Here is a 25,734-nt window from a genome sequence, read left to right on the forward strand (position 1 = left end):
CCCGAGAAAGTTTAGCGATGGAGATCGCCATAATGGTTATGCAGTGATTCGATGTTTTCCAGCCGTTTACGTGCCGTGGCTCCCAGCGTCGCGGCCAGGCTGGAACACAAATGATTGATCAGACTGATGGGTGCGACATACGAGTCGAAAATCTGTGCGCCCTGAGTCGTACAGCGCAGGACGACGTCGGAGCGCGCAGGCAGCTCCGTGGCAGTGGGATCGGTGAGCGTAATGACTTTCGCGCCGGCGCGATTGGCATGTTCCACCATGGGGCGCAGCAGTGCCACGCGACGGCGAAAGTCCATCACGAGCAGCAGGTCGTCCGGACCGAGATCAGCGAGATCTTCTGCCAGATTCAGCCCCGCGCCGGGCACCAGTGCCACGCCATCACGCAGTTGGGTGAGCAGGGCCCAGGCGTACTGGGCCAATACTCGGCCATTGCGGAACCCTGCTACAAAAACGCGGCGCGTGCGGCCCAGCAGTTGAATCGCCTCGTCTATCGTTTTGCGTTCGATGCGTTCGAAGGTATGAACCAGGTTCTGGAGATCGCCCGCCAGATGCTGAGCCAGCGCATCGTCGCTGGGAGACTCGGCATTTGCGCCCGCGAGCAGTTGCAACGGCGAGCCCAGATCCGCCTGTTCACGCACCACGGCACGTATCTCATTGAAATTGTCGTAACCTAGGCGGCGAAAGAACCGGCCTGCCGTGGCTTTGGACACCCCCGCCTTTTGCGCCAGTTCGGCGCCTGTGTAGGCGGCGAGTTGACTCAGGTGCTCCAACATGATCTCAGCGAGGCGGCGCTCGCTGTCTGTCAACTGGTCGTGTAGACCGAGGATTCGGTCGTGCAGGGACTGGGTCATAGTGATGTTTGTGAAACTATAGTTTCAAGACTATATTTCTATGAAACTAAAGTTCCAATCATGGTTTTCCCGATAACGGGATAACGCTCACTTGCACTGAATAAACGGGCTACAGTGGGAGTTGTGTTTTCTTAACGGTTTCTTAGTCCCTATGCCTTTGACATCGAATGCCGTGTATTCGCGTCGCGCTTTTCTTGGCGTGTGCTTTTCGACCGCTCTTGTTGCCAGCGCGGACGCGCTGGCTATCAATGTGAAGGACATGAGCCCAGGTGATTTCATCTGGCATCCCGAGGCGGCGCCTGCGGGCCCATTGGTCGTCCTGGTCAGCCTGGACGAGCAGCGCGTGTACGTCTACCGCAATGGCGTGGCGATAGGGGTGTCGACCATCAGTTCCGGCAAGCCAGGGTATGAGACGCCTCCCGGCGTGTTCACCATCCTGCAAAAAGACCGTGATCACCGGTCCAATATCTACAACAATGCGCCCATGCCGTATATGCAGCGGCTGACCTGGAGCGGGATCGCATTGCACGGCGGGGCGATTCCGGGCCATCCGGCTTCGCATGGCTGCGTGAGGCTGCCCAATGCGTTTGCGCAACGGTTGTTTGCAGAGACGAAGAACGGCGATACGGTGGTGGTGGCCGATGCCCGGGTGGATCCCTCCCGGATTGCCTTTCCCGCGTTGCTGGCGCCGGTAGCGCCGGGGGCGGAGGTGTCTCCCGTTGACCAGATTGCCCAGCGTGGCAAGGGAGACTTCTGGGATGAGAGTATTTCACCCTCAGGACCGCTGAGTATTGTCGTCAGCTTGAGCGAGCAGCGGTTTTACGTCCTGCGCAACGGGATCGCGATTGGTTCGTCATGGTTGCATGCTGATTCAGGCGCCCATTTTGACGGTGCGCTGCTGCTGGTGATGGGGGCGGGGACGGTCAATGAGCCTAGTCCTTTTGATCCTACGCAGCTGCGGCATCAATGGGCCAGCTATACATTGTTCGGCTCGCCGCCGTCTTTGAGTAGCCTGGAAAACAGCATCAAAGCACAGCCTGAATTCATCCGCCGTGTGTACAGTTTGCTCAAGCCTGGAACCACCATGCTGATCACGAGCGTGCCTGCGGTGAGGCCGGCGCCTGACGTCCCTGGACCGGGTCAGACGGAACGTGTATTAGAATCTGACGTTGATTAATGTCTCCTGGGCTTGACATGGCCCGCCTGAAAGAGGGGACATAATGCCGGCGTTGGCCCGGCATTTTTTAGATAGACATTCCTTGCGGCCCGGCCGCATCTGGCCGAGCTCCCACAGGAGGCAAGGAATCGCCATCCCCGCTAGGGGCAAGGAGACACGGGTTCCCGTTGTGTCCTTGAGAAAGTCAGAGTTGCCCATGATTGATCATCCTTCCCGTCGTCGTGTTTTGCGTACCTTGGCCGGCCTGGCTTTGGGTGGGGCGGTGCCCGCTGCGTTTGCGCGTTCTGAGGCCGCGTTCAAGCAGACCTCGGCCCTTTCCACGTTGCCATGTGAGGCGCGAAGTGCTGGCGGGGCGCACGCCGGCAGCGAGTTCTGCCGTAATGGCTCGTCCAGCGCGGCCCAGGCCCGTACGGCCGCCAACGAGTTGGCGTTGTCGCTGGCTGCCAAAGCACCCAATGCGTCGATGCTGGCCGTGCAACTCGCGACCGAGGCGCTGGAGCGTGCTCGTGCCGACAAGGCCTTGCCCGGCGGCAACCCGCGCGTGCTGGCGTTGGTGGATTTCAGTCTGCCTTCCACTGCCAAGCGGTTGTGGGTATTCGATTTGAATAGTCATGCGGTCCTGTTCGAGGAATGGGTCGCCCACGGCCGCAACACCGGCGACAATTTCGCGCGCGAGTTCTCGAATCGCCCGGAAAGCCATATGTCCAGTCTGGGGGCTTATCAGGCGGGCGAGATCTATACGGGAAAGAACGGCTATTCCTTGCGTTTGCACGGATTAGAGCCGGGGTTCAACGACCTGGCCTTTGATCGCGCCATCGTCATTCATGGCGCGCCGTATGTGAGTGCCGAGATGATACGCACGCACGGGCGGCTGGGGCGTAGTTTCGGCTGTCCGGCGGTACGCGTGCCTGTTGCGCGCCCGCTGATCGATACGTTGGCGGAGCAGGCATTCCTATTTAATTTTTATCCGCAACGCGACTGGATGGAGCACTCCGCGTTGATCGGGGGCAAGCAGGCGTAGGGCAGATCAGTGCGGTAGTGCTTGACTCGGCGGGCCGAATCGTGCGACATAGCTGCCACACGATTGGAGACTCCATGAAATTAATTGCTACGCTATCCGCCAGCCTGATATTGACTGCCTGCACGACTCTGGACGAAACCGTTGATTCACCGCCCTCAGCTACGATTGAATCGGCTCGCTCGATGAGCGATGTGCTTGACTGCATCAACAGCGCCTGGGTATTGCAGGCAACAGTGGAGTCGTCCGCCATACCTGGCGGACAACGGCTTTACACCAAAGACCCTGATCGTATCGGGCCCGCGCATGTGGCGGAGATCGTCCAGCACGGCAAAGGGTCGATCGTGCGGTACTGGCAAAACACGCATCAGAATACGCACGAGTTCGATGATCCGGTGATGGGTTGCACGAAAGGCTGAGGTTTGAGTATCAGGATGGATAAAGGGCTCCCGGGTTAATCCAGGAGCCCTTGTTCGTTCTAGCTTCAATTACTCAATATTCTGCGCCTGCTCCCGCATCTGCTCGATCAGCAATTTCAAATCCATCGCGGCTCGCGTGACGTCCATGCTGCCGGCTTTGGATCCTAATGTATTGGCTTCGCGGTTCATTTCCTGGAACAGGAAGTCGAGCCGTTTGCCGGCGCTGCCGCTGGTGTGGCCGCGTTTGCCGTCGGCTTTGCCTTTCTTGGTGCTTGTGCCTTCCCCGCCGCCTAGCAGGTGACGGAGTTCTTCCAGATGCGAACGTAAGCGGGCGAGTTCTTCTGCGACATCGATGCGCAGGGCGAATAGATTGGCCTCGTGAGCCACGCGCTCGGAGAGTTCTGCGCCGGAAATATGCGTGAATCCGCCGGGAAAGGCGGTTTCCATGGATTCGCGCAGTTTGTTGGCCAGTTTTTCCCGATGGTCTTCCAGAAGCTGTGGCAGATGCGTTTCGACCGATTCCACGATACCGGCAACACCATCGGCGCATTCGAGCATGATGGCGGCCAGGCGTTGGCCTTCGCGTTCGCGGCCTTCCTGGAGCTGGGTCAACGCTTGTTTGGCGGCCTGGATGCAGGCTGCTCCCCAGACCTGAGGGTCCAGCGCATCATTGCCACGCTGGCCGGGCCAGTTGAAAAGCTCCGCCAGACGCGGGGCTTCGATCTGGGGCAGAATGCTGCGGGCGGCCTCGAGTTGCGTGGCCAGATGTTGGAGCCACGCGGGATCCAGCGTGGCCAGTTCAGCGCCCGCGCTGCGAGCAAATGAGGCTCGCACTTCGACTTTGCCGCGGCCCAGATTGGTGGTGAGCAATTCGCGCAGCGGGGTTTCCGCGTGCCGCAGTTCGTCGGGCAGACGGAAATACAGATCCAGATAACGGCTGTTGACGCTGCGCAGTTCCAGCGCCAAAGTGCCTTGCTCGAGATCGACGCGGGCGTTGCCGAAGGCGGTCATGCTGCGAATCATGGGGTGTCCTGATGAAATCTAGAAAACTGGCTGCCAGGAGCCGTATTCCGGCAGGATAACTCAAGCAGATCGACGGCGCTTTGTGAAAGATCCCTGGTGACGCTGACGGCGAGCACCGATGCGTTGTCGGCGAGCCAAGGGGGCCCTGAATATATGAGTCCGTTGCGTTTTCTCGAATGCGCGGGGCAAGCCCCGTACAATGCGGCGAATTGCTAATTTTGTTTGGAGCCCATTGTGTCCTCGTCTGCCACCGTTTCTCGTCCGTCCGGCCGCTCGGTTGATCAACTGCGACCGTTTAGTCTCGAGCGTGGCTTTACGCGCTATGCCGAGGGATCGGTGCTCGTGCGCGCTGGTAACACGCATGTGCTGTGCACAGCGAGTGTGCTGGATAAAGTGCCGCCGTTTTTGAAAGGCCGAGGCGAGGGCTGGGTCACCGCTGAGTACGGCATGTTGCCGCGTGCAACCCATACGCGCGGCGATCGCGAGGCCGCGCGCGGAAAACAAAGCGGCCGCACCCAGGAAATTCAGCGCCTGATCGGCCGTAGTTTGCGTGCTGTGTTCGATATGCAGGCCTTGGGCGAGCGTACGCTGCATCTGGATTGCGATGTGCTGCAGGCCGATGGCGGGACTCGTTGCGCGAGCATCACAGGCGCCTGGGTGGCCGCGGCAGACGCGGTGGCGTTGTTGATGCAGCGCGGCGATCTGGCGGTCAACCCGATACGTGATGCGGTGGCCGCGGTGTCGGTGGGCATGGTCGACGGCAGGCCCGTGCTTGATCTGGATTATCAGGAGGACTCGGCCTGCGACGCTGATGTGAACGTGGTGATGACAGGCGCCGGCGCTTTTGTGGAAGTGCAAGGCACCGGCGAGGGCGCGACGTTTACGCGTTCGGAGTTGGATGCCATGCTGGGACTGGCGGAACAGGGTATTGCACAATTGGTGCAAGCGCAGCGCGCCGCGCTGAAATCAGGGATCTAGCCTCGATCCTCTGCTAAAAAGTCACAAGAATGTTGCGAAGGGTCACGATGTAAAAGATAGCATTGCCTAGGCGGTCGCAAGTCAATTTCCACTGATATAACCCTCTTGTTTCTGCAATCAGGGGTATAGGGGATGAGCGGCTTGCGTATGCTGCTATGCGTCACGTCTTTGCTGTGTCTGGCGGCGTGTTCGAGCGGCCGTTATTATTCTCGCCCCGACCTGATGGTGCCAGTTTCGCCAGCGGACGCGACGGTATCTGCCAGCCTGGCCGACGGCACCTGTGCGGTGCCTGTGGCGCAGGCAGTCTCAGATAATGGCACCGCATCGAGTCCTCCCGTTGCCTCGACTAACCGCATGGTATCGACTGGCAGCGCTACGTCGAGTACCAGTACCGCCAATAGCAACAAGAACACCGTCTTCGTGCACCCGGGCATGTTGTGGTCCAGTGCGCGCTGGGATAAAGGCTTGGCCGTGGACGGCGGGCAATGGCTGGTGCGGCAAGGCTATGCCGCACGGATTTTCGAGCTGAACGATCGCGACCCTGAGCGTATGGCCCAGGTAATGGCCCGCGATCCTGGCACGCGTTTCATTGGTTTGCACTACAGCATGGGCGGCAGCGCGGATCTGATGGTGCGCAGCGTGGCCGCCACGGCGCGCGCCGCAAAGATGTCGGGCCGGCAGTTATCCTATTTTCCCATCGTGATCGATCCCGCTTCGTTTACCTCGGTGGGGGACAGACTGGATATGAATTCGCCTTATCTGGGGCAAATGTTTGTACTCGTGTCCGAAGAGGGCTCGGCATTGCGGACCAGCATTACGTCCGTGTCGCGAAAGGTGCTGGATCATGCCAAGACTCATCTCCTGTATGCCGAGGATTTTGGCCTGAATTGGAGCCATTTTGGCGTGCTGGAAGGTCTGACCGCGGAGCAGCCGACTCCGCTTCAGCGGCGAGTGCAAGATGTGTTTGGTGTGATCGCGCGAGGTATTGATGCCGGGACGGACGCGCCTCAAATCGAGGCACAGTTGGATGCATTGAAAATCGAGTATGCGCGCGCCGACAAGCGGCCTGTCTTACGCGCGTGGCTGCAGCACACGCAAGGAGCATGCCGCAATCAGCGCACAGCGCAGCAGCAGATTTGCGAGAACTCAGCGTCACAGAGCGAGTGCAACGTCGAAACCGCCAGCGCGAGGCGGTTTTGAATGTCTTCTGCGCTCTCGCGCCGTAAAGAAAAAACGGACAGGCCATGCCTGTCCGTCGACTGCAGAGCAGCGCGCCTCAGTATCGAATCAGCGCTTGGGCAATAGTGCTGTCACGCGAGCGGCATTTTCCAGATTCCACACGCTGTTGATCACATCGCGGACTTCTGCTTCGTTGGCCGCTTGCGCATATACGCCTAGCCGCAACGTTTTCTCTTCGATTTCGTCGCGGCTGAGCGTGTTGCCCGGATCGCCTTTCGGCTCGTCCACGCGCGCATGCAGGACGCGGCCATCAGTCGTACGCACGGTCACTTTGCCGATCCATCGTTCGGGGTAGGCAGCATCGACTTCGGGGTCGAGTTCCATGCGGACTTTAGTGCGCAACGCAGCCACATCGGCGTTGCCCGGTGCTGCGTCGAATTCGGCCAGGCCGGCGCGGCCTTCGCGTGCGATCAGGGCTAGCACGGTGCCCATCGAGAATTTGGATTGATGGACGGTCTTGGGGTCGACCACGGGCCCGAGTACGTCAATCGCACCTTGGTGCACATGCGTGATGACTTCAGCAATATCGGTATCGCGCAATTTGTATTCACGCATCGCCTGTTGCAGCGCATCGGCCGCGGGATGGGTGTGGCGGCACGAGGCATGATATTTGAACGACGTCTCGGACAAGGCCCAGCGTTCGCCCAGCCGATCGAGCAGGCGCGCGGGGTCTGCGTCCGTCGACATGCCTGCGGCCAGCCCTTGTGCACCTTCGAGAATGCGGCGAGCGCCGGTAAAGCCTTCTTTGGCGAGATATGCAGCAGTCATGCCATCGGCAGCGGCCTTGGCCGTATGCAACTGTTTGGAATCGGCGGCATCGCGCAGGAACTCCCACAGGCCGGCAGCCTGCGTGCCCGCAGAGCCCAATGCATGCAGCATTTGCTCGGCGTTCAAATTCAGCAGCTTGCCCACGGTGACGGCGGCGGCCAGGGTGCCGACGGTCCCGGTGGTATGAAAGATCTTGTAGTGCGAACGACCCAGGTATTCACCGATACGGATGCCCACCTCGTAGCCCGCTACGGCCGCGACCAGCAGCTCTTTGCCGGACAGCCCCAAAGCCTGCGCAACGGCCAGGGCAGGGGGGAACACCACAGCAGCGGGGTGGAATACGGACCCATTATGGACATCGTCTTGTTCGACCACATGGGCTGCGGCTGCGTTGACCATCGCGGCAAATAAGGGAGATGTCCGGCGACGGGAAATCAGGACCTCTGCACCGCCATCGGCCGGGCCCATGGCGACAGCATAGCGTTCGATGGCCTGGATAGGGCGCGTATCGGCGCCAGCCAGGATCGATGCCAGACAGTCCAGGAACAAGTCCTCGGCGCGGCGCAGTACGGGCGCCGGAATGTCTTCAAAACGCAGGTTGACGGCGAATTCGGCGAGGACGGCGCTTGGATGAGTAGTAGCGGTCATGGATGGTTTATAAAAGTATCGAGCTGATCAGAATGAGCGCGGCATACCCAGCACGTGCTCGGCCACATACGACAAAATCAGATTGGTCGAAATAGGCGCGACTTGATACAAACGGGTCTCGCGGAATTTGCGCTCGACGTCATATTCGTTGGCAAAACCAAAACCGCCGTGGAATTGCAGGCAGGCGTTGGCGGCTTCCCATGAGGCATCGGCGGCGAGCAGCTTGGCCATGTTGGCTTGTGCGCCGCAGGGCTGATGGGCATCGAACAGGCGGCAGGCTTCGTAGCGCATCAAGCTGGCCGCTTCGACGTTGATATGCGCACGCGCGATCGGAAATTGCACGCCCTGGTTCTGGCCGATCGGGCGGCCGAATACGATGCGCTCTTTGGCGTACGCAGAGACTTTGTCGACAAACCAATAGCCATCGCCAATACATTCTGCAGCGATCAACGTGCGCTCGGCATTGAGGCCATCCAGGATGTACTTGAAGCCTTTGCCTTCTTCGCCGATCAGGTTTTCGGCCGGGATTTCCAGATTGTCGAAAAACAGCTCATTGGTCTCGTGGTTGACCATGTTGGGGATGGGGCGCACCTGCATGCCGTGTTTCACCGCATGATGCAGATCCACCAGAAAAATCGACATGCCCTCCGATTTGCGGGTGACTTGTTCCAGCGGCGTGGTACGGGCCAGCAAGATCATCAGGTCCGAGTGCTGCACGCGTGAGATCCAGACTTTCTGGCCGTTGATGACATAGCGATCTCCGCGCCGCACCGCCGTGGTCTTGATTTTGGTGGTGTCGGTGCCCGTTGTAGGTTCGGTGACCCCCATGGACTGCAAACGCAGTTCGCCATTCGCGATACGGGGCAGATACTCGCGTTTTTGCGCGTCCGAACCATGGCGCAGCAGGGTGCCCATGTTGTACATCTGACCGTGGCAGGCGCCCGAATTGCCGCCGCTGCGGTTGATTTCTTCCATAATGACCGAGGCTTCGGTCAGGCCCAGACCCGATCCGCCGTATTCCTGAGGAATCAACGCAGCCAGCCACCCGGCCTCGGTGAGCGCGCGCACAAATTCCTCGGGATACCCGCGTTCTTCGTCGATTTTGCGGAAATATTCACCGGAAAATTGGGAACACAGGTCACGGACGGCTTCGCGGATGTCCTGGAAATCGTGATTCGTATTGGGCATGGTTCAGGTTCTATGTCTATGATGACGCCAATAAAGATAACGGCCTGCCGCGCCGCGCCTATGATTAGAGGCGGCCCGGCGGCCAAAACAACACCGGCACTTTGCCGCAACCCGGGTACCCTTGCCAATTTATGATTGCTTAATACCGGGTTTGCAATTGCCGAAGAACAGAGGAAACCATGGCAGGGCATTTTGATCTGACAGACCTACAACTGATCGTCCATATCGGCGACCGTCAAAGCCTGACGCGTGCTGCGGAGAAGACTCATCTATCGTTGCCGGCTGCCAGCACGCGCATCAAAAACCTGGAGGAGCACTTCGGAACGCAGTTGTTGTACCGGACCAGTCAGGGCGTCACGCTCACACCCTCCGGCGAGGCGTTGACCCGTCATGCGCGCACGGTGATGCGCCAGGTTGAGCAACTGCGCGGCGATATGCAGGAGTTTGCCCGTGGGGTAAAGGGCCACGTGCGCGTATTGGCCAACACCACGGCAATGACGGAATTCATGCCTGCCGTATTAGGTAAATTCCTTGCGGCCCATCCGGACGTCAACGTCGAACTGCGCGAGCGGCTCAGCTATTTGATCATGCGGGCGGTGGCCGAGGGGTCAGCGGACATGGGCATCGTCGCGGGCTGCACGGCAGATCCGAATCTGGAATTCATTCCCTATCGGAAAGACCGGCTCGTGCTGGTTGCCGCCAGCAATCACCCTCTGACGAAAGAGGCGGCGGTGGCTTTTGCCGATACATTGAGCAACGACTATGTCGGGCTGTCCGAATGGAGCGCAATTCACCCCTTTCTAGTGCAGGCAGCCGAAGCGCTGGGACGTACCTTCAAATTCCGTATCGAGGTCGGCAATTTCGAAGCCGTCTGCCGCATGATCGAAACGGGAGTGGGGATCGGCGTGATTCCCGAATCCGTCGCCATGCGTTTTGCCCGGGTATTGAAAATCGCCATCGTGCCGCTGACCGACGAATGGGCAGTGCGCAAGCTCCAGATCTGCGTGCGTAGTCGAGAGGCCTTGCCGGCGTTTGCGAGAGAGCTGGTGGATATGCTGGTGGCCGACGTTCCCGAGATCGAACGGGAAATCCGTCCCGAGGCCAAGTAAAACCAGCGCGGCATACAATGGGGGCTATGACCTCTACAACGATTCATCCCTCTCTGAGCCGAGTAGTGCTGGCTTCGAACAATGCTGGCAAATTGCGCGAATTTTCGGCCTTGTTTGCCCCCTTGGGTATCGAACTCGTCCCGCAAGGCGAGCTGGGCGTGCCCGAGGCGCCAGAGCCCTATGTAACGTTTGTCGAAAATGCCTTGGCCAAAGCGCGCCATGCCAGCGAGCTGACAGGCCTGCCTGCGCTGGCAGACGATTCCGGGCTGTGCGTTGCGGCCCTGGGTGGTGCGCCAGGCGTGTATTCTGCCCGTTACGCGCAGTTGACCAATCCTGACGCTCCCCGCAGCGATAGTGCCAACAACGCCTTGCTGGTCAATAATTTGGCCGGCGTGGCCGACCGTAGCGCCTGGTATGTGGCATTGCTCGTATTGGTGCGTACGCATGATGATCCTCGGCCTCTGATCGGCGAGGGGCTGTGGCACGGTGAAATTGTCGATACGCCGCGAGGTGATCATGGCTTTGGGTACGACCCGTATTTTTTGCTGCCTGATCTGGGCCGCACGGCGGCGGAACTCGATCCCGCCGAGAAGAACCGTGTCAGCCACCGTGCCCGGGCGTTGCAGCAGCTTTTGAGCAAGCTGGCGCCGCGCTAGTACGCTGTGTCCGCTGGCACGATGATGAGCGTGGTGTGTCTTGCGCGCGGGCGCGCTGTCTTGTGTGAGAGCTGCAATCACCGTTTTTCGTATTTTGAGTCTCTATCTTGGCCATCACCATTCCCATTCGCGCCGCTGGCGCAGGCAATCCGTCCCGTGTCGTGACGCCGCCGGGCGCCACGCTGACCAGCCTGCCGCCGCTCTCGGTTTACATCCACGTGCCCTGGTGCGTGCGCAAATGCCCGTACTGTGATTTCAATTCGCATGCGGCGCCCGCCGAGATCCCCGAACGGGCTTATCTGGATGCGTTGCGCGCCGATCTGGAGCAGGCGTTGCCCTCGATCTGGGGCCGACAAGTCATCTCGGTATTTTTTGGCGGCGGCACGCCCAGCCTGTTGTCGGCGGCGGCGATGGACGAAATTCTGGCCATGCTGCGTGCCTATCTCAATCTCTGGCCCGACGCGGAAATCACGATGGAGGCGAACCCAGGTACTGCCGAGGCCGAGCGTTTTCGCGACTATGCGGCCAGCGGCGTCAATCGCCTGTCGCTGGGGATCCAGAGTTTTGACGATGTCCAACTGAAAAAACTGGGCCGTATTCACGATGCGGACCAGGCCCGGGCGGCCATCGACATGGCGCAGCGGGCAGTGTCGCGGGTTAATCTCGACCTGATGTTTGCCTTGCCGGCGCAGGATCTGGCGGCCTGTATGCTCGATGTTGAACAGGCATTGTCCTTTGGGACAGAGCATCTATCGATGTATCACCTGACATTGGAACCGAACACGGTGTTCGCCAAATATCCGCCCGAGTTGCCGGATGACGACACCAGCGCTGCGATGCAGGACGCGGTCGAGGCGCGCTTGGCAGCGGCGGGGTTGCAGCGCTACGAGGTGTCGGCTTACGCCAAACCCGGCGCGCGCAGCCGTCATAACCTGAATTACTGGGAATTTGGCGATTATTTGGGGCTGGGGCCAGGCGCCCACGGAAAACTGTCATTTCATGACCGTATCGTGCGAGAGGCGCGCTTGCGCAATCCCGACACCTGGACGACGGGGGCCATGGCGCGCGACGGCAGCCATATCGCAGAGAGCCGTCAGGTGGGCCCCGATGAGTTGCCGTTCGAGTTCATGCTCAATGCGTTGCGCCTGAAAGAGGGCGTGTCCGCGGCCTCCTTTGAGGAACGTACCGGCCTGTCCTTGGCCGCGATGTCTCGCTCGCTGCAAACCGCCAGTGCCAAGGGACTGCTGGACACGGATCCCACGCGATTAAAGGCCACTGCACTGGGTTGGCGCTTTTTGAATGACTTACAGGAAATGTTCCTGTAAACAAAAAGCACCAACATGGTGCTTTTTTGCACCATGTTATGCACTAATATAGTGCATTAATGCCCCGCCATGGATGCTTTATGTGGCTATGCCCCGTAATGGAACCTGGCACACATATTGCTTTCTACTGATTATGCCAGCCGGAGCCAGGCTTAGACCCCCGGCGCTTTTATCTAATGGAGATGACATGGCAAGCCCGAAAGACATCCTGAAGCAAATCGCCGACAACGAAGTCAAATTCGTAGACTTCCGCTTTACCGACACGATGGGCCGTGAGCACCACGTGTCCGTGCCTACGAGCGTCGTAGACGAAGACAAGCTGGAAAGCGGCCAAGCCTTCGACGGTTCGTCGATTCCAGGGTGGAAGGGTATCGAAGCATCGGACATGTTGCTCATCCCCGATCTGAGCACCGCCAACCTGGATCCGTTCCGCGAAGAACCCACGCTGATCCTGAGCTGCGACGTGGTTGAGCCGTCCGACCTGAAAGGCTACGACCGCGACCCGCGCTCGCTGGCCAAGCGCGCCGAAGCCTATCTGAAATCCTCCGGCCTGGGCGACACCGCCTACTTCGGTCCGGAACCCGAATTCTTCGTGTTCGACGGCGTGACCTGGAACACCGACATGTCGGGCACCTTCGTCAAGATCAAATCCGAAGAAGCCCCCTGGTCCAGCGCCCTGGAATTCGAAGGCGGCAACCTGGGTCACCGTCCCGCTGTCAAGGGCGGCTATTTCCCCGTGCCCCCGGTCGATTCGTTCCAGGACATGCGTTCGGAAATGTGCCTGCTGCTCGAGCAAATGGGCGTGCCCGTCGAGGTCCACCACCACGAAGTCGCAGGCCCCGGCCAATTGGAAATCGGTACCAAGTTCAGCACGCTGGTGCAGCGCGCCGACTGGACCCAGATCATGAAGTACGTGATCCACAACGTGGCCCATGCCTATGGCAAGACCGCGACCTTCATGCCCAAGCCCATCGTCGGTGACAACGGCTCCGGCATGCACGTGCACCAATCGATCTGGAAAGACGGCCAAAACCTGTTCGCTGGCAACGGCTACGCCGGCCTGTCCGAGTTCGCCCTGTACTACATCGGCGGCATCATCAAGCACGCTCGTGCCCTGAACGCCATCACCAACCCGGGCACCAACTCGTACAAGCGTCTGGTTCCTCACTTCGAGGCCCCGGTCAAGCTGGCTTACTCGGCACGCAACCGTTCGGCCTCGATCCGTATCCCTTACGTGGGCAACCCCAAGGGCCGCCGCGTCGAAACGCGTTTCCCGGATCCGCTGGCCAACCCGTACCTGGCTTTCTCGGCACTGATGATGGCCGGTCTGGACGGTGTGCAGAACAAGATTCACCCCGGCGATCCCGCCGACAAGAACCTGTACGATCTGCCGCCGGAAGAGGATGCAAAGATCCCGACCGTCTGCGCGTCGCTCGACCAGGCTCTGGAAGCGCTCGACAAGGACCGCGAGTTCCTGACCCGTGGTGGCGTGTTCAGCAACGAGATGCTCGATGCCTACCTGGCTCTGAAAGAAGGTGAAGTCCAGCGTCTGCGTATGACCACGCACCCTGTCGAATTCGACATGTACTACAGCCTGTGATGTTTTTGGCTTAGTTGGGGCGGACGGGGCGGCCCGCCGGCCCGTCCACCCCGGTGCTGCAAATGATAAATGTTGATGCGTTTGATCTACTGGCCACGGCTGTCCTGCTGTTGAACGAAAAAGGACATGTCGAATGGGCCAATGCTGCAGCCGAAGACCTCTTCGGTCGGTCCCGCAGGCAACTGCACGGCCACTCTGCCGCGACGTTGTTTGGCCATCCAGAGGCCGTACAGTCGTCCATCGACCGTGCTGTATCCGGCCATTTTGCCGATGTGCGCCAATTGTCTTCGTTGCGCCGAGCGGGCGAGTGTGTCGAGGTCACCGTCACAACGGTGTCACTGAGCGGCCAAGCCTGGCCCGTCCTGATCGAGGCGCGCGAGATCGAACAGCGTGTGCTGGCCGATCGCAATCATCGCCTGGTCGAGGAAATCGAAGCGCATCGCGAGTTGTTGCGTAACCTGGCGCACGAGGTCAAGAACCCGTTGGGGGGCTTGCGTGGTGCAGCGCAATTGCTCGAGGCCGAGTTGCCCGATGCGGCGCTGGCCGAATACACCCAGGTCATTATTTCCGAAGCCGATCGCCTGCAAGTCCTGGTCGATCGGCTCAGCGGTCCGCAACGTGTTCCCTTGAATGCGCGGCCCGTCAATATTCACGAGATCTGCGAGCGCGTCTGCGCGTTGATCCAGGCCGAGTTCCGCGAGAAGATCACGCTGGTGCGTGACTATGACGCGTCGGTGCCTGATTTGCAGGGCGATGCCGCTCGTCTGATGCAGGCAGTCTTGAATGTCGCACGTAACGCGGCCCAGGAGCTGTCTCTGCAAAAACCCGAGGCAGATGTGCCTTCGCCGCAGATTACATTGCGCACGCGTGTCGCTCGGCAGGTCATGCTGGCCCATCGCCAACATCGTTTGGCGCTCGAACTGGCGATCATCGACAATGGGCCGGGTGTGCCCGAGGCGATCCGCGATCGTATTTTTCATCCCCTGGTCACCGCACGGCCAGGCGGGACAGGGTTGGGCCTGAGCCTGGCCCAGGATTTCGTGCAGCAGCACGGAGGCATTATCGAATTTGAATCCCGCCCCAGGCATACAGAATTCCGTCTGGTCTTACCGATGGAGCAGCCACAGTGAGCAAACCTGTTTGGATCGTTGATGATGACCAGGCCATTCGGTGGGTCCTGGAAAAAGCGCTCGCTCGCGCTGACGTGCCAACGCGCAGTTTTTCCCAGGCCGCCGATGTGCTGGATGCGCTGGAAAGCGAAACGCCGTCCGCCCTGGTCTCGGACATCCGCATGCCTGGCGGCAGCGGGCTGGACTTATTGCGTCAAATCAAAGAACGCCATCCGCGTCTGCCCGTCATCGTCATGACCGCCTTCGCTGATCTGGATAGCACCGTGTCGGCATTTCAAGGCGGCGCGTTCGATTATCTGGCCAAGCCGTTCGACGTAAACGAGGCGGTTGCCTTGATCGAGCGCGCAGTGCTCGAATCTGCACCTGAGGAAAAAACCGTTGTTGGCGAGGGGGCAGACCCGTTGCAAAACAACGAGCGCTGGATGATGACGCAATCGGCCTCCAGCGCCATGCAAGAAGTCTTTCGTGCCATTGGCCGTTTGTCTCAATCCAAAGTCACCGTATTGATCACCGGTGAGTCTGGTACCGGAAAGGAGTTGGTCGCACGGGCTTTGCATGGCCATGGTGCGCGAGCAGGCGGCCCGTTCGTGGCATTGAACGCCGCGGCGATTCCTCGCGATCTGCTCGAGGCCGAGCTCTTCGGCCACGAGCGTGGGGCCTTTACCGGCGCGAATACCTTGCGTCGCGGCCGTTTCGAAGAAGCCAACGGTGGCACGCTGTTTTTAGACGAGATCGGCGATATGCCGATCGAGCTGCAGACCCGTTTATTGCGTGTCCTGGCCGAAGGCAGTTTTTATCGGGTGGGCGGCGCTCAACCGGTACGTGTCGATGTACGCATCGTCGCGGCCACACACCAACCGCTCGAGCAGCGCGTCGAACAAGGCCAGTTTCGCGAGGACTTGTTTCACCGTTTGAATGTCATTCGCCTGCGCTTGCCGCCGTTGCGTGAGCGTGTCGAGGACATTCCGGCCTTGGCGAATCATTTTCTGGCTGCCAGTGCGCGCTCGTTGGGGGTTCCGGTCAAACGCTTGACCCCGGACGCGATAGCCGTCCTGACCCGGTTTGATTTCCCGGGCAATGTCCGGCAATTGGAAAATTTTTGCCATTGGCTGACGGTCATGGCGCCGGGCCAGATTATCGAGCGAACCGATTTGCCGCCTGAAATCCGGGCCATCGAGTTGGAGCATCAGGCGCCGCACCATGGGGGTGCGGCGGCGCCCACCGTGATCAACGGCGGTGCGGCTGCTCCGATGGCAGCGGGGGTGGCGGGCCGAGGCGGTTTTCCAACCACTGCTCCAGCACCAGCCTATGCAGCATCGGCACCAGTGATGCCGGCGGTGCCCGGTGTCCCGGATTGGCAAGGGGCCTTGTTGCGTGAAACTCAACAACGCCTGGAACGCGGCGAGCCGGCGGTCATGGCCACGTTGACTCGGCAATTTGAACGCATTTTGCTGCAAACGGCACTCGACGCCAGTCGAGGCCGGCGGGTCGAGGCGGCGTCGCGGCTGGGAATCGGCCGCAACACGATTACCCGTAAACTGCGGGAACTTGGCATTGAAGATTAATGCCGCACTCGCCCGTGTTTACAGGGCAGGGGCGAGTGTCTTGGGACTGTATAGATAATGTGGTGCAATAAGGGCTTCGGACTTGTGGGAGTTCGCAGTGCCTAAAGTTGTTCGTCGCAAACATCCTGAACCAGTCTCGGCCTCCACACAGGCCGCAGCCGCGCAAACTGACGCTAAAGCAAGCAAGGTTAAGTTGACCAAGACCAAAGCTGCCAAGGTTAAAGAGGCGAAGGCCAAAGGGCTCAAGCTTAAAGACGTCAAGGCCAAAGACGCCAAAGCAAAGGACCGCGGTATCAAGGTCAAGAGCGGCAAAGCAAAAGGCGCCGACGTCACGCCCAAGCGCGCCAAAGCAAAAGACTCCGGCGCCAAAAAAACCAAGCAAACCAGAGTCAAGCGGACCAAACCAAACTCTGCCGCCGAGCCATCGACGCAGGTCTGGTCGGCCGATACGATTCCCGATCTGCCTCACATGGAGGCGGAAGGCATCGCGCTGCTCGGCGAACACCTGACGGGGATCAGAGTCTTTCTGGAATATGGTTCGGGCGGCAGCTCGTTGATGGTCGCTCAGGCAGGCGTCAAGAGCATTTATTCCGTCGATACCGACAAGCAGTTTTTGAAAGCCGTCAGGCAGCGATTGCTGGATGAAGGCATTCCGCGCCGTCGCTACATCCCCATCTATGCGGACATCGGCGCCACCAAGGAATGGGGCAGGCCGGTGGACGAATCCCACGCCAGAGACTGGCCCTGTTATTGCACCGCGCCCTGGACAAAATTGCTCAAAACCGGCGAGCGGCCCGACCTGGTATTGATCGATGGGCGTTTCCGCGTCGCGTCTTTCCTGATCACGATGTTGATGGCGCCGCCGGGCTGCGTCATTTTGTTCGACGATTATGTGGACCGGCCTGAATATCATGTGGTCGAACGCTACCTGCAGCCCGCCCGCCTCGCGGGCAGAATGGCGGAATTCGTCGTGGAACCCGTTGCAGAGCCTTATGCGGCGTTGATCGATTTGTTGAAGTACAGCACGGAGTCTCGTTAAGTCGAGCCCCCTGGGCAGGGCGCTATCCCGCCCGCCCACGGGCGAGGCGGTGGCGCCTCGAAACATATGTGATGATGTGCGATTGCCCCGTTGACAGCAAAGTGGCATCGAGGGGCAGGGCTTTTGACAGGGAGTCACACCCCTAGCAGGCTTTCGCATAATCGGGGCGAGCGCAGCTTTTGCAGCCACCATTTCAACGCCTGTCCCGGCATCGGCTCGCGCCAGGCGTAAACCAGTTGTTCGGTAATCGGCACCACGTCATCCGTGGCGCATTGCACCAATTGGCCTCGGATGATGTAGGGCGCGGCCAGCGACAGGGGCAGGTAGCCGCATCCCAGGCCGCGCACCTGCGCATCGATCTTGGCTTGCATGGTCGGCATCATGACGAAGGGCTGCTGATTCAGCAGGCCGCGCGTGCGTGGCGGCAGATCGCGCGACGTATCGGCCAGCGCAATCGCGCAGTGGGCCGCGATATCGGCCGCTGTCAGTGGGCGATTGAGCTGCGCCAGCGGATGATGCGGCGCGACGCAAAAACCAAACTGCAGTTCGCCTAAGGGCTGTGACCAATAGGCCCCAGAGGGCACTCCCGCCGCATCCGCGCCAATGACCAGATCTACACGCCCTGACGCCAAAGCGTCCCAATTCCCGCTGAGCACCTCAGTAGACAGCCGCAACGTCGTGACCGAGGCCAACTCGCGAAACTCGGCAATCAAGTCATACAGCGGCGCCAAGGGCAATACGGCACTGACTGCCACCTTCAAATCCAGCTCCCATCCCGTCGCCACCCGTTTGACCCGTCCCGCCAGCGCATCCAGCGATTGCAACACCTGCCGGCCATCCTGTAGCAGTGTTTCCCCCGCCGGCGTGAGGTGAGCGCGGTGGCCGCTGCGATCAAACAACAGCACATCCAGCGCGTCCTCGAGTTTGCGTACGGCATAGGTCACGGCTGAGGGCACTTTGCCCAGCTCGCGCGCCGCCTTGGCAAAACTGCCATGACGCGCAATGGCGTCGATCATATAAAGCAGTTCAGGGGTGATGGCTTGCATGGCGAAAAGTCATTCAAATAAATTGAATGATCTCATCAAACCAATTCAGTCTCAAGCCTATCTGATCCGCGCACAATACGTTTCATGGAGGGTGATCAGACAACAACGTCTCGCCCTGAATCATTCTGATTATCGAAAGGAGCTCACTATGTTGACCCTGCGCCGTAGCAATGAACGTGGCCACGCCAATCACGGTTGGCTCGACAGCTATCACACCTTTTCTTTTGCGAACTACTACGACCCGGCTCACATGGGTTTCAGTTCGCTGCGCGTCATCAATGACGACCGTATCGCCCCAAGCCGTGGTTTTGGCACCCATGGCCACCGCGACATGGAGATCATCACCTACGTGCTCGACGGCGCCGTGGCGCACAAGGACAGCATGGGCAGCGGCTCGACCATCCGCCCGGGCAACGTGCAGCGTATGAGTGCCGGCCGCGGCGTGTTGCACTCGGAATTCAACCCGCTGGAGGACCAGGCCACGCATTTGCTGCAAATCTGGATCGAGCCCAACGTCACGGGTATCGAGCCCGAGTACGAAGAGCAGGCGGTGCCTGAAGCCGAAAAGCGTGGTCGCCTGCGCCAGGTCATCTCGCCCGATGGCGCCGATGGCTCCATGCGCATTCACCAGGACGCACGCTTGTATGTCGGCTTGTTCGATGGTGCGGAAACTGCTGAACTGCCTTTGGCCACCGGCCGTCGTGCCTGGGTGCATGTGGCGCGTGGCGAAGTGACCGTCAATGGCCAAGCCCTGAAGGCCGGCGACGCGTTGGCCCTGACCGACGAGAGCGCCGTACGCATCAGTGATGGCAAACAGGCCGATGTGCTGGTGTTCGATCTGGCCTGAGGCCGCTGCAGGACCGGGTCAAGCTGGACCCGTCGGTACGTCCCCGCATGGTTATCCGCGATAGCCATGCGGGCTGTAATCCCCCAAAATGCTTTAACCACGCCCGCGCGGCGCGACACCCCAGGAGAACCGCATGTCCCTAGTTGAAACGCTCATCGTCCCACGCACCAGCGATCTGGGTGACGGCGTTACCGTCCGCCGCGCCTTGCCGTCGGCGCAACGCCGCACTGTCGGCCCGTTCGTCTTCCTGGATGAGATGGGTCCGGTGTCGTTCGAACCGGGCGCGGGAATGGACGTACGTCCTCATCCGCACATTGGTTTATCTACCGTGACCTTTCTCTACGAGGGGGCCATGATGCACCGCGACGGCGCGGGTAATGTCCAGGAGATCCGTCCTGGCGAAGTCAACTGGATGACGGCCGGCCGTGGGATCGTCCACTCCGAACGCAGTCCCGATGCACAACGCAGCGCCGGCCAGCGTATTGCGGGTTTGCAGCTTTGGGTAGGCTTGCCCAGCCAACATGAGGAAACCGATCCCGGTTTCGTGCATTACGGCCTCGACGCGCAACCTGTGGTCGAAGGCGAGGGCGTGCGTGCCCAGGTCGTCGCGGGTTCCCTATTCGGCAAAACCTCTTCCGTACGTACGCTATCGCCCTTGTTTTTTGGCGACATCGTGATGAAGGCCGGCTCCACCGTGGTGATTCCCGCCGAATACGAAGAACGCGCCGCCTATCTCAGCCGCGGCACCGTCGAGGTTGACGGGCAGGTTTACCAACCCGGACAGCTCATCGTGTTCGTCGCCAGCCAACCCGTCACGGTGCGGGCCGTGGATGAGGTCCGCTTTGCCATCCTGGGTGGCGAGCCGCTGGATGGTCCGCGCTTTGTCTGGTGGAATTTCGTCTCCAGCCGCAAAGACCGCATCGAGCAGGCCAAAGCAGACTGGCAGCGTGATCGTTTCAGCCAGATCGTGCCGGGGGACGAAACGGAATATATTCCGCTGCCCGCGCCAAAGGCGTGATGATGATGACCTGTTGATCCCGAGACGGTGACGGTAACTATGGCGGCGGCTGCTCGACAGCCGCCGCCGTTACCCTCTCGGTGAGGGCGCACATGCGTTGCGCAACGATGCTGTCTACGGGAACATGAAAACGCGCATCAACGCCCGCGCGCGTATGCTTGCTGCCGCTGCTCCACCAAGGCCTCGCGTCGCACAAAATCCCGTACAAAATCCGTCGCAGGGCGGTGATGCAGGTTATAAGGGGTATCCCATTGCACCACCTTGCCTTCGCTCATGACGCCGATGCGATCGGCAATGGCGAAGGCTTCGGCCTGGTTATGGGTGACGAGAATGGCGGTGTGGCCCGTGGATTTGAGAATATCGCGCACCTCGAACGCCAGGCGCTCGCGCGTATCCACATCCAGATTGGAAAACGGCTCGTCCAGCAGCAAGAGATCAGGCGAGGGCGCCAGCGCACGGGCCAGCGCCACACGCTGCTGCTGTCCTCCGGAAATCTCGTGCGGATAGCTATCGGCCGCTGCCGACAGACCGACCAGATCCAGCATTTCCTTGACGCGCGCCGCACGCTGGGCCTTGTTCATCAGCTTGCGCAGCCCAAACGCCACATTTTCTGCGGCCGTCAGATGGGGGAACAGCGCGTAATCCTGGAACATCATTCCTACACGGCGGTGTTCCGGTGCGACTAGCACGGACTCGGATGAAATGATGGTGCCGTCCAGTGCAATATGCCCGGCGCGCACCGGCTCAAAGCCCGCGATGGCGCGCAAAATCGTGGTCTTGCCGCAGCCGGACTGGCCCAGCAAACAACCAATATGGCCCGCCGGCAGCGCCAGCGACAGATCCTGCACCACCGGGCGCAGGCCTTGCGGCGTATCGTAGGCCAGGCGGATGCGGTCGAGTTCAAGCAAATCGGCCACGTTCAATGTCCCATTTTCAAATTAGTACGTGCCAGCAAAATCACCGGCACGAGGCCCGCGACCACGATGGCCAAGGCCGCGACGGCGCCTTCCTCGTACGTGCCGCGTGCGGCTTCCGCATAAAGCCACGTCGCCAGCGTCTCGAAATTCAGCGGCCGCAACAGCAGTGTGGCCGGCAGTTCTTTCATCGTATCGACAAACACCAGCAACGCCGCGGTGGCCAACGCCGGCTTGAGCAAGGGCAAATGGACCCGGCGCAGCGTCCCGCTCGCATTTTCACCCAGCAATCGCGAGGCTTGCTCCAAAGAGGGCGGAATGCGCGACAGGCCGGCTTCGATCCCGCCCACCGAAATCGCCAGAAAACGCATGGTATAGGCGCATACCAGCGCACCTGTCGATCCCATTAGCAGCAAACCCTGCGTACCAAACACCGAGCCCAGTTGACGATCGATCCAGGTAAACGGCATCAGCAAACCGATCGCCAACACGGTCCCGGGTACGGCATAACCGAGACTGGCAATCCGGGCGCATGCACGGCCCGGATTCAGTCGTGCACTTTCCCGTAGCGTCCGTCCCGCCCACGCCACGATCAGCCCGCAGCCCAGCGTGACGACTGTCGCTGCAAACGCGACCGTGACCGTGTTGGTCAGGCCATTGATCAACTGATCAGACACGCCGCCCACGAGATGCAGGCGCTTGGACGTCTCTACCACCAGATACCAGGCCGGCGCGATAAACCCCAGCAACACCGGAACCCAGCCCAGCACGATGGCCAGCAACGCGGCGCTGCCACGCAAGCGCCGCGCCTGCATGGGCCGCATGCGCTGTGTGTTGGCGTAACGTTGCCGTTTGCGGCCGTGGCGTTCCAGCAAAATCAGCCCCACCACGATGGCCAACATCGTCAACGCGATCTGCGCTGCGCTTGCCAGGTCCGAGCGTGTCACCCACGTCGTGTACACCGACACCGTCAGCGTCTGCACGCCCAAAAACTCGGATGCGCCGATATCGTTCAGCGTTTCCAGCAAGGCCAGACTGGCACCCACCGCGATCGCAGGGCGCGCCAGGGGCAGGGCGACGCGGACAAAGACACCGACTTTACCCGCGCCCAGCGTACGTGCCGCCTCGAGCAGGCTCGCGGCTTGCGTCATGAACATCACACGCGTGCTCAAGTAAACATACGGGTACAGCACGAAACCCAGGACAAAAATGGCACCGTAAATCGAGCGCAAATCCGGCAAGCGAAAATCCCGCGGGCTGTCATAGCCCAGTATCGTACGTATCGCCGTCTGAATCGGCCCGATCGGATGCAGCAAGTCCAGATAGGCAAACGCGATAATGTAGGTGGGCACTGCCAGGGGCAGCAGCAGCGCCCATGTCAATATCCGCCTGGTGGGAAAATCGTACGCGGTGACCAGCCAGGCCGCGCCGGTGCCCAGCATCGTGACCAATATCCCGACGCCCAGCAGCAACATGGCGGTATTGGCCAGCGCCTGAGGCAGGACGTATGTCGCCAAGTGCGACCAGTGCGACAGATCGGCGTCCAGGGCCTGCCACGCCAACGCCCCCAGAGGCAGCAACACGGCGAATGCGATCAGGACTGCGCCCAGCAGCCATCCCGCTCCGCGCTCGGGGCCGCGTAGTCGCCAGGGGCGCGGCAAAGAATCAGTTTGCATACTAAGAAAAAAAGACCCTCACGCTGCACCGGCGGCGTTATCGCCGTCCGGTGAAAAAAGCAAATGTCAGGCCCCTTGCGGTGCCTGACACGGATTGCTGACTCGCCACGGAAACGGGCAGTGCTGGCGTGATGATTGATTAGGTCTCAGACCGGTTAGACATGATTCGGATATACCGCTGGTGCCGTAACAGGGCCGGCGATGGTGTGTCGTTCAGCCCCGGCCCTGCATCATGTTTGATTCAGCCTATTACCTCAATACCGTTTAATTATCGAACCCGACCTTATCCACCAGCTCGCTGGCTTGCTTGCGATGCTTTGCGATTTCCGCCACCGGCAGCGAATCGATCTTCAGTTCGCCAAAACTCGCCACCACGGGGTCCAGCGTCACGCCGGGACGGATGGGATATTCGTAGTTGGCGCGCGCGTACAGGGCTTGTGCCGGCTCGGAAACCAGGAACTCCAGCAGTTTGACCGCGTTTTCCTTTTGCGGGGCATGTGCCGCAACGGCCGCGCCGCTGATGTTCACGTGCGTGCCGTCGCCGCCATTCTTGAATGTCGGGCGCACCACCTTGATCGCGTCGCCCCATTTGCGGGCGTCGGTACCGGGTTCGGCGTTTTTCATATGGCCGACGTAGTAGGCGTTGGCGATACCGATATCGCAAATCCCGCCCAGAATGTCGCGCGCCACGTCACGATCGCCGCCTGCAGCCTTGCGCGCCAAGTTGGCCTTGACCCCACGCAGCCATTTTTCCGTTGCCTCGGCCCCGTCATGCGCGATCATCGCCGCAACCAGGCCGGTGTTGTACGGGTGCTGGCCCGAGCGGATGCAGACCTTGTTTTTCCATTGCGCATCGGCCAGGTCTTCGTAGTGGAAACTGTCCAGCTTGACGTCATTGGCCACATATAGCACACGGTCGCGCAGCGACAGCGCATACCATTTGCCATCCGCACCGCGCAGATTTGCCGGAATGACCTTGTTCAGCGTTTCCGACTGGACTGCTTGCGTAATCCCGCCGTCGACCAGATCGATCAGGTTGCCGATATCGACCGTCATCAGCACATCCGCTGGCGATTGTGCGCCCTCGGCCTTGACGCGCTCGAGCAGCCCGTCTTTCACAAAGACCGTGTTGACCTTGATGCCCGTTTCCTTGGTAAAGGCATCCAGCATCGGCTGGATCAATTTGGGTTCGCGCGTGGTGTACAGGCTGACTTCTTCGGCCGCATTGGCCGGCGTGGCGAGCACGGCGCCCGCGAGCGCCAGCGCGCCAAAGAGGGGGGACAAGGAAAAGCGTCGGGTCGACATAGAGGGCCAGGCTCCGATATAGCGTTAAATAGTTGGCTGAAATGCCGTTTGTCTCGGGCACCGCTCGACCCGGGCCGAGCGTGGCGCCGGGCAGGGCAGAACCCGTTAACGAAAATTATTATCAAGTGGGTGCGACAATACCAGGAACCGCCCAACCATTCAACTTAGCGTCAGCTACAGCCCTGTTTCCGGGCTTGAACCGGGGTTCTACCAAAAAGTTATAAGAGAATTACGGAATAATGAGATGAGTTATCAAGTAGTCTTGGTAAAATCGGGAAAACCCTGAGCCCCGCGCCAGCTTATTGCAAGCCTTTTGCACAGCGCGGAAATTCACTCGGCGCACCTGGTGCGTTGCACTTTTTCAACGACATGGCAGCTTTTAATACCGAACGCGTACTCAGCGTGCGCCACTGGAACGATACGCTTTTCTCCTTTACCACCACGCGTGACTCGGCCTTGCGTTTCCACAACGGCCACTTTGTCATGATTGGCCTGGAAGTCGAAGGCAAGCCCCTGATGCGCGCCTACAGCATCGCCAGTGCCAACTACGAGGAAAACCTCGAATTCCTGAGCATCAAGGTCCAGGACGGCCCCTTGACCTCTCGTTTGCAGCACCTGAAAGAGGGCGATTCCATCCTCGTCAGCCGTAAACCGGTGGGTACGTTGATCGTCGACGACCTCAAGCCCGGCAAAAACCTGTTCCTGTTCGGCACAGGCACCGGCCTGGCGCCCTTCATGAGCATCATCAAAGACCCCGACGTCTACGAGCGATTCGAAAAAGTCGTCCTGGTGCACGGCGTGCGTTGGGTCAGCGAGCTGGCCTACGCCGAATTCATCGAAAACGAGCTGCCCAACAACGAGTTCTTTGGCGATGTGGTGCGCGACAAGCTCATCTACTATCCCACCGTCACGCGCGAGCCGTTCCGCAACCAGGGCCGCATCACGCAGTTGATCGAAAATGGCAAGCTCTGCGCCGATGTCGGCCTGCCGCAGATCAACCCCGAAACCGACCGCGCCATGCTCTGCGGCAGCCCTCACATGCTGGCCGACATCAGTGCGATGCTGGACTCTCGCGGTTTCCAGGTTTCACCGGGCGTAGGCGAGCCGGGCGACTACGTGGTCGAGCGCGCATTCGTCGAAAAATAATGCGCGAGCGGCCGTGTCGCCGTCTATGATATGCAATGAA

Annotated in this window: 23 protein-coding genes; 15 read left to right on the forward strand and 8 right to left on the reverse strand. The window is 60.2% G+C overall.

Going from position 1 to position 25,734, the window contains the following annotated elements; genetic code table 11:
• Nucleotides 1-11: 11 nt before the first annotated feature.
• On the reverse strand, nucleotides 12-860 hold the full coding sequence (locus ACYVIT_RS12630) for a MurR/RpiR family transcriptional regulator (protein WP_415804893.1): 849 nt from the start codon (nucleotides 858-860) through the stop codon (nucleotides 12-14).
• Nucleotides 861-1,011: 151 nt separating this feature from the next.
• Here ACYVIT_RS12630 and ACYVIT_RS12635 point away from each other — a divergent pair, with 151 nt between their 5' ends.
• The 3 genes from ACYVIT_RS12635 to ACYVIT_RS12645 all read left to right on the forward strand — a co-directional run bounded on the left by ACYVIT_RS12635 (nucleotide 1,012) and on the right by ACYVIT_RS12645 (nucleotide 3,474).
• On the forward strand, nucleotides 1,012-2,037 hold the full coding sequence (locus ACYVIT_RS12635) for a L,D-transpeptidase (RefSeq protein WP_415804894.1): 1,026 nt from the start codon (nucleotides 1,012-1,014) through the stop codon (nucleotides 2,035-2,037).
• Nucleotides 2,038-2,233: 196 nt separating this feature from the next.
• A complete protein-coding gene (locus tag ACYVIT_RS12640) occupies nucleotides 2,234-3,058 on the forward strand; it encodes a murein L,D-transpeptidase catalytic domain family protein (protein ID WP_415804895.1) in 825 nt (274 codons plus the stop codon).
• Nucleotides 3,059-3,132: 74 nt separating this feature from the next.
• On the forward strand, nucleotides 3,133-3,474 hold the full coding sequence (locus ACYVIT_RS12645) for a hypothetical protein (RefSeq protein WP_460478205.1): 342 nt from the start codon (nucleotides 3,133-3,135) through the stop codon (nucleotides 3,472-3,474).
• A 69-nt stretch (nucleotides 3,475-3,543) separates the two neighbouring features.
• Here ACYVIT_RS12645 and ACYVIT_RS12650 read toward each other — a convergent pair whose 3' ends face one another.
• Complete coding sequence (locus ACYVIT_RS12650) at nucleotides 3,544-4,497, reverse strand: YicC family protein (RefSeq protein ID WP_415804896.1); 954 nt, start codon at nucleotides 4,495-4,497, stop codon at nucleotides 3,544-3,546.
• 234 nt (nucleotides 4,498-4,731) lie between these two features.
• Here ACYVIT_RS12650 and rph point away from each other — a divergent pair, with 234 nt between their 5' ends.
• Entirely contained in the window at nucleotides 4,732-5,475 is a 744-nt protein-coding gene (gene rph / locus ACYVIT_RS12655) for a ribonuclease PH (RefSeq protein ID WP_415804897.1), read from the forward strand.
• A 132-nt stretch (nucleotides 5,476-5,607) separates the two neighbouring features.
• On the forward strand, nucleotides 5,608-6,675 hold the full coding sequence (locus ACYVIT_RS12660) for a hypothetical protein (RefSeq protein ID WP_415804898.1): 1,068 nt from the start codon (nucleotides 5,608-5,610) through the stop codon (nucleotides 6,673-6,675).
• An 87-nt stretch (nucleotides 6,676-6,762) separates the two neighbouring features.
• On the opposite strand, the gene ACYVIT_RS12665 is transcribed toward ACYVIT_RS12660, so the two are convergent.
• Both ACYVIT_RS12665 and ACYVIT_RS12670 read right to left on the reverse strand, forming a co-directional pair.
• Entirely contained in the window at nucleotides 6,763-8,130 is a 1,368-nt protein-coding gene (locus ACYVIT_RS12665; RefSeq protein ID WP_415804899.1) for an MmgE/PrpD family protein, read from the reverse strand.
• A gap of 27 nt (nucleotides 8,131-8,157) precedes the next feature.
• Entirely contained in the window at nucleotides 8,158-9,318 is a 1,161-nt protein-coding gene (locus tag ACYVIT_RS12670) for an acyl-CoA dehydrogenase family protein (RefSeq protein ID WP_415804900.1), read from the reverse strand.
• A gap of 179 nt (nucleotides 9,319-9,497) precedes the next feature.
• Between ACYVIT_RS12670 and ACYVIT_RS12675 the strand changes: the two genes are divergently transcribed.
• The 7 genes from ACYVIT_RS12675 to ACYVIT_RS12705 all read left to right on the forward strand — a co-directional run bounded on the left by ACYVIT_RS12675 (nucleotide 9,498) and on the right by ACYVIT_RS12705 (nucleotide 17,742).
• On the forward strand, nucleotides 9,498-10,427 hold the full coding sequence (locus tag ACYVIT_RS12675; protein ID WP_415804901.1) for a LysR family transcriptional regulator: 930 nt from the start codon (nucleotides 9,498-9,500) through the stop codon (nucleotides 10,425-10,427).
• Between the two features lie 26 nt (nucleotides 10,428-10,453).
• Nucleotides 10,454-11,083 carry an RdgB/HAM1 family non-canonical purine NTP pyrophosphatase gene (gene rdgB / locus ACYVIT_RS12680; protein WP_415804902.1) on the forward strand — a complete coding sequence of 210 codons (630 nt, stop codon included), beginning with the start codon at nucleotides 10,454-10,456 and terminating at the stop codon, nucleotides 11,081-11,083.
• 107 nt (nucleotides 11,084-11,190) lie between these two features.
• Nucleotides 11,191-12,408 carry a radical SAM family heme chaperone HemW gene (hemW, locus tag ACYVIT_RS12685; RefSeq protein ID WP_415804903.1) on the forward strand — a complete coding sequence of 406 codons (1,218 nt, stop codon included), beginning with the start codon at nucleotides 11,191-11,193 and terminating at the stop codon, nucleotides 12,406-12,408.
• Nucleotides 12,409-12,595: 187 nt separating this feature from the next.
• Entirely contained in the window at nucleotides 12,596-14,008 is a 1,413-nt protein-coding gene (glnA, locus tag ACYVIT_RS12690; RefSeq protein WP_415804904.1) for a type I glutamate--ammonia ligase, read from the forward strand.
• 62 nt (nucleotides 14,009-14,070) lie between these two features.
• Nucleotides 14,071-15,138 (forward strand): nitrogen regulation protein NR(II), encoded by a 1,068-nt coding sequence (glnL, locus tag ACYVIT_RS12695; protein ID WP_415804905.1) that lies wholly within the window; start codon nucleotides 14,071-14,073, stop codon nucleotides 15,136-15,138.
• Nucleotides 15,135-16,703, forward strand: a complete 1,569-nt coding sequence (gene ntrC, locus ACYVIT_RS12700; RefSeq protein ID WP_415804906.1) for a nitrogen regulation protein NR(I) — start codon at nucleotides 15,135-15,137, stop codon at nucleotides 16,701-16,703. Before glnL ends, ntrC begins: the two co-directional genes overlap by 4 nt.
• A 193-nt stretch (nucleotides 16,704-16,896) precedes the next feature.
• Nucleotides 16,897-17,742, forward strand: coding sequence for a class I SAM-dependent methyltransferase (locus ACYVIT_RS12705; RefSeq protein WP_415804908.1), 846 nt, complete (start codon nucleotides 16,897-16,899; stop codon nucleotides 17,740-17,742).
• A gap of 134 nt (nucleotides 17,743-17,876) precedes the next feature.
• Here ACYVIT_RS12705 and ACYVIT_RS12710 read toward each other — a convergent pair whose 3' ends face one another.
• Nucleotides 17,877-18,788 carry a LysR family transcriptional regulator gene (locus tag ACYVIT_RS12710; protein ID WP_415804909.1) on the reverse strand — a complete coding sequence of 304 codons (912 nt, stop codon included), beginning with the start codon at nucleotides 18,786-18,788 and terminating at the stop codon, nucleotides 17,877-17,879.
• Nucleotides 18,789-18,936: 148 nt separating this feature from the next.
• Here ACYVIT_RS12710 and ACYVIT_RS12715 point away from each other — a divergent pair, with 148 nt between their 5' ends.
• Nucleotides 18,937-19,635: a pirin family protein gene (locus ACYVIT_RS12715; protein ID WP_415804910.1), complete on the forward strand. Its 699-nt coding sequence runs from the start codon at nucleotides 18,937-18,939 to the stop codon at nucleotides 19,633-19,635.
• Between the two features lie 133 nt (nucleotides 19,636-19,768).
• Entirely contained in the window at nucleotides 19,769-20,653 is an 885-nt protein-coding gene (locus ACYVIT_RS12720; protein WP_415804911.1) for a pirin family protein, read from the forward strand.
• Between the two features lie 137 nt (nucleotides 20,654-20,790).
• On the opposite strand, the gene ACYVIT_RS12725 is transcribed toward ACYVIT_RS12720, so the two are convergent.
• The 3 genes from ACYVIT_RS12725 to ACYVIT_RS12735 form a co-directional block, all read right to left on the reverse strand.
• The gene (locus ACYVIT_RS12725; RefSeq protein WP_415804912.1) at nucleotides 20,791-21,570 is read right to left on the reverse strand and encodes an ABC transporter ATP-binding protein; all 780 of its coding nucleotides are present in this window, start codon (nucleotides 21,568-21,570) and stop codon (nucleotides 20,791-20,793) included.
• Nucleotides 21,571-21,572: 2 nt separating this feature from the next.
• Nucleotides 21,573-23,243 (reverse strand): ABC transporter permease, encoded by a 1,671-nt coding sequence (locus tag ACYVIT_RS12730; RefSeq protein ID WP_415804913.1) that lies wholly within the window; start codon nucleotides 23,241-23,243, stop codon nucleotides 21,573-21,575.
• A gap of 264 nt (nucleotides 23,244-23,507) precedes the next feature.
• Nucleotides 23,508-24,548, reverse strand: a complete 1,041-nt coding sequence (locus ACYVIT_RS12735; RefSeq protein ID WP_415804914.1) for a Fe(3+) ABC transporter substrate-binding protein — start codon at nucleotides 24,546-24,548, stop codon at nucleotides 23,508-23,510.
• Between the two features lie 369 nt (nucleotides 24,549-24,917).
• Here ACYVIT_RS12735 and ACYVIT_RS12740 point away from each other — a divergent pair, with 369 nt between their 5' ends.
• A complete protein-coding gene (locus tag ACYVIT_RS12740) occupies nucleotides 24,918-25,694 on the forward strand; it encodes a ferredoxin--NADP reductase (RefSeq protein WP_415804915.1) in 777 nt (258 codons plus the stop codon).
• The last annotated feature ends 40 nt before the right edge of the window (nucleotides 25,695-25,734 follow it).

This window comes from Bordetella muralis (assembly GCF_054781015.1).

Coding starts and splice junctions, on each gene's coding strand:
- ACYVIT_RS12630 (WP_415804893.1), bottom strand. CDS start 860: ATGACCCAGTCCCTGCACGACCGAATCCTCGGTCTACACGACCAGTTG.
- ACYVIT_RS12635 (WP_415804894.1), top strand. CDS start 1,012: ATGCCTTTGACATCGAATGCCGTGTATTCGCGTCGCGCTTTTCTTGGC.
- ACYVIT_RS12640 (WP_415804895.1), top strand. CDS start 2,234: ATGATTGATCATCCTTCCCGTCGTCGTGTTTTGCGTACCTTGGCCGGC.
- ACYVIT_RS12645 (WP_460478205.1), top strand. CDS start 3,133: ATGAAATTAATTGCTACGCTATCCGCCAGCCTGATATTGACTGCCTGC.
- ACYVIT_RS12650 (WP_415804896.1), bottom strand. CDS start 4,497: ATGATTCGCAGCATGACCGCCTTCGGCAACGCCCGCGTCGATCTCGAG.
- ACYVIT_RS12660 (WP_415804898.1), top strand. CDS start 5,608: ATGAGCGGCTTGCGTATGCTGCTATGCGTCACGTCTTTGCTGTGTCTG.
- ACYVIT_RS12665 (WP_415804899.1), bottom strand. CDS start 8,130: ATGACCGCTACTACTCATCCAAGCGCCGTCCTCGCCGAATTCGCCGTC.
- ACYVIT_RS12670 (WP_415804900.1), bottom strand. CDS start 9,318: ATGCCCAATACGAATCACGATTTCCAGGACATCCGCGAAGCCGTCCGT.
- ACYVIT_RS12675 (WP_415804901.1), top strand. CDS start 9,498: ATGGCAGGGCATTTTGATCTGACAGACCTACAACTGATCGTCCATATC.
- rdgB (WP_415804902.1), top strand. CDS start 10,454: ATGACCTCTACAACGATTCATCCCTCTCTGAGCCGAGTAGTGCTGGCT.
- glnA (WP_415804904.1), top strand. CDS start 12,596: ATGGCAAGCCCGAAAGACATCCTGAAGCAAATCGCCGACAACGAAGTC.
- glnL (WP_415804905.1), top strand. CDS start 14,071: ATGATAAATGTTGATGCGTTTGATCTACTGGCCACGGCTGTCCTGCTG.
- ACYVIT_RS12710 (WP_415804909.1), bottom strand. CDS start 18,788: ATGCAAGCCATCACCCCTGAACTGCTTTATATGATCGACGCCATTGCG.
- ACYVIT_RS12715 (WP_415804910.1), top strand. CDS start 18,937: ATGTTGACCCTGCGCCGTAGCAATGAACGTGGCCACGCCAATCACGGT.
- ACYVIT_RS12720 (WP_415804911.1), top strand. CDS start 19,769: ATGTCCCTAGTTGAAACGCTCATCGTCCCACGCACCAGCGATCTGGGT.
- ACYVIT_RS12730 (WP_415804913.1), bottom strand. CDS start 23,243: ATGCAAACTGATTCTTTGCCGCGCCCCTGGCGACTACGCGGCCCCGAG.
- ACYVIT_RS12735 (WP_415804914.1), bottom strand. CDS start 24,548: ATGTCGACCCGACGCTTTTCCTTGTCCCCCCTCTTTGGCGCGCTGGCG.
- ACYVIT_RS12740 (WP_415804915.1), top strand. CDS start 24,918: ATGGCAGCTTTTAATACCGAACGCGTACTCAGCGTGCGCCACTGGAAC.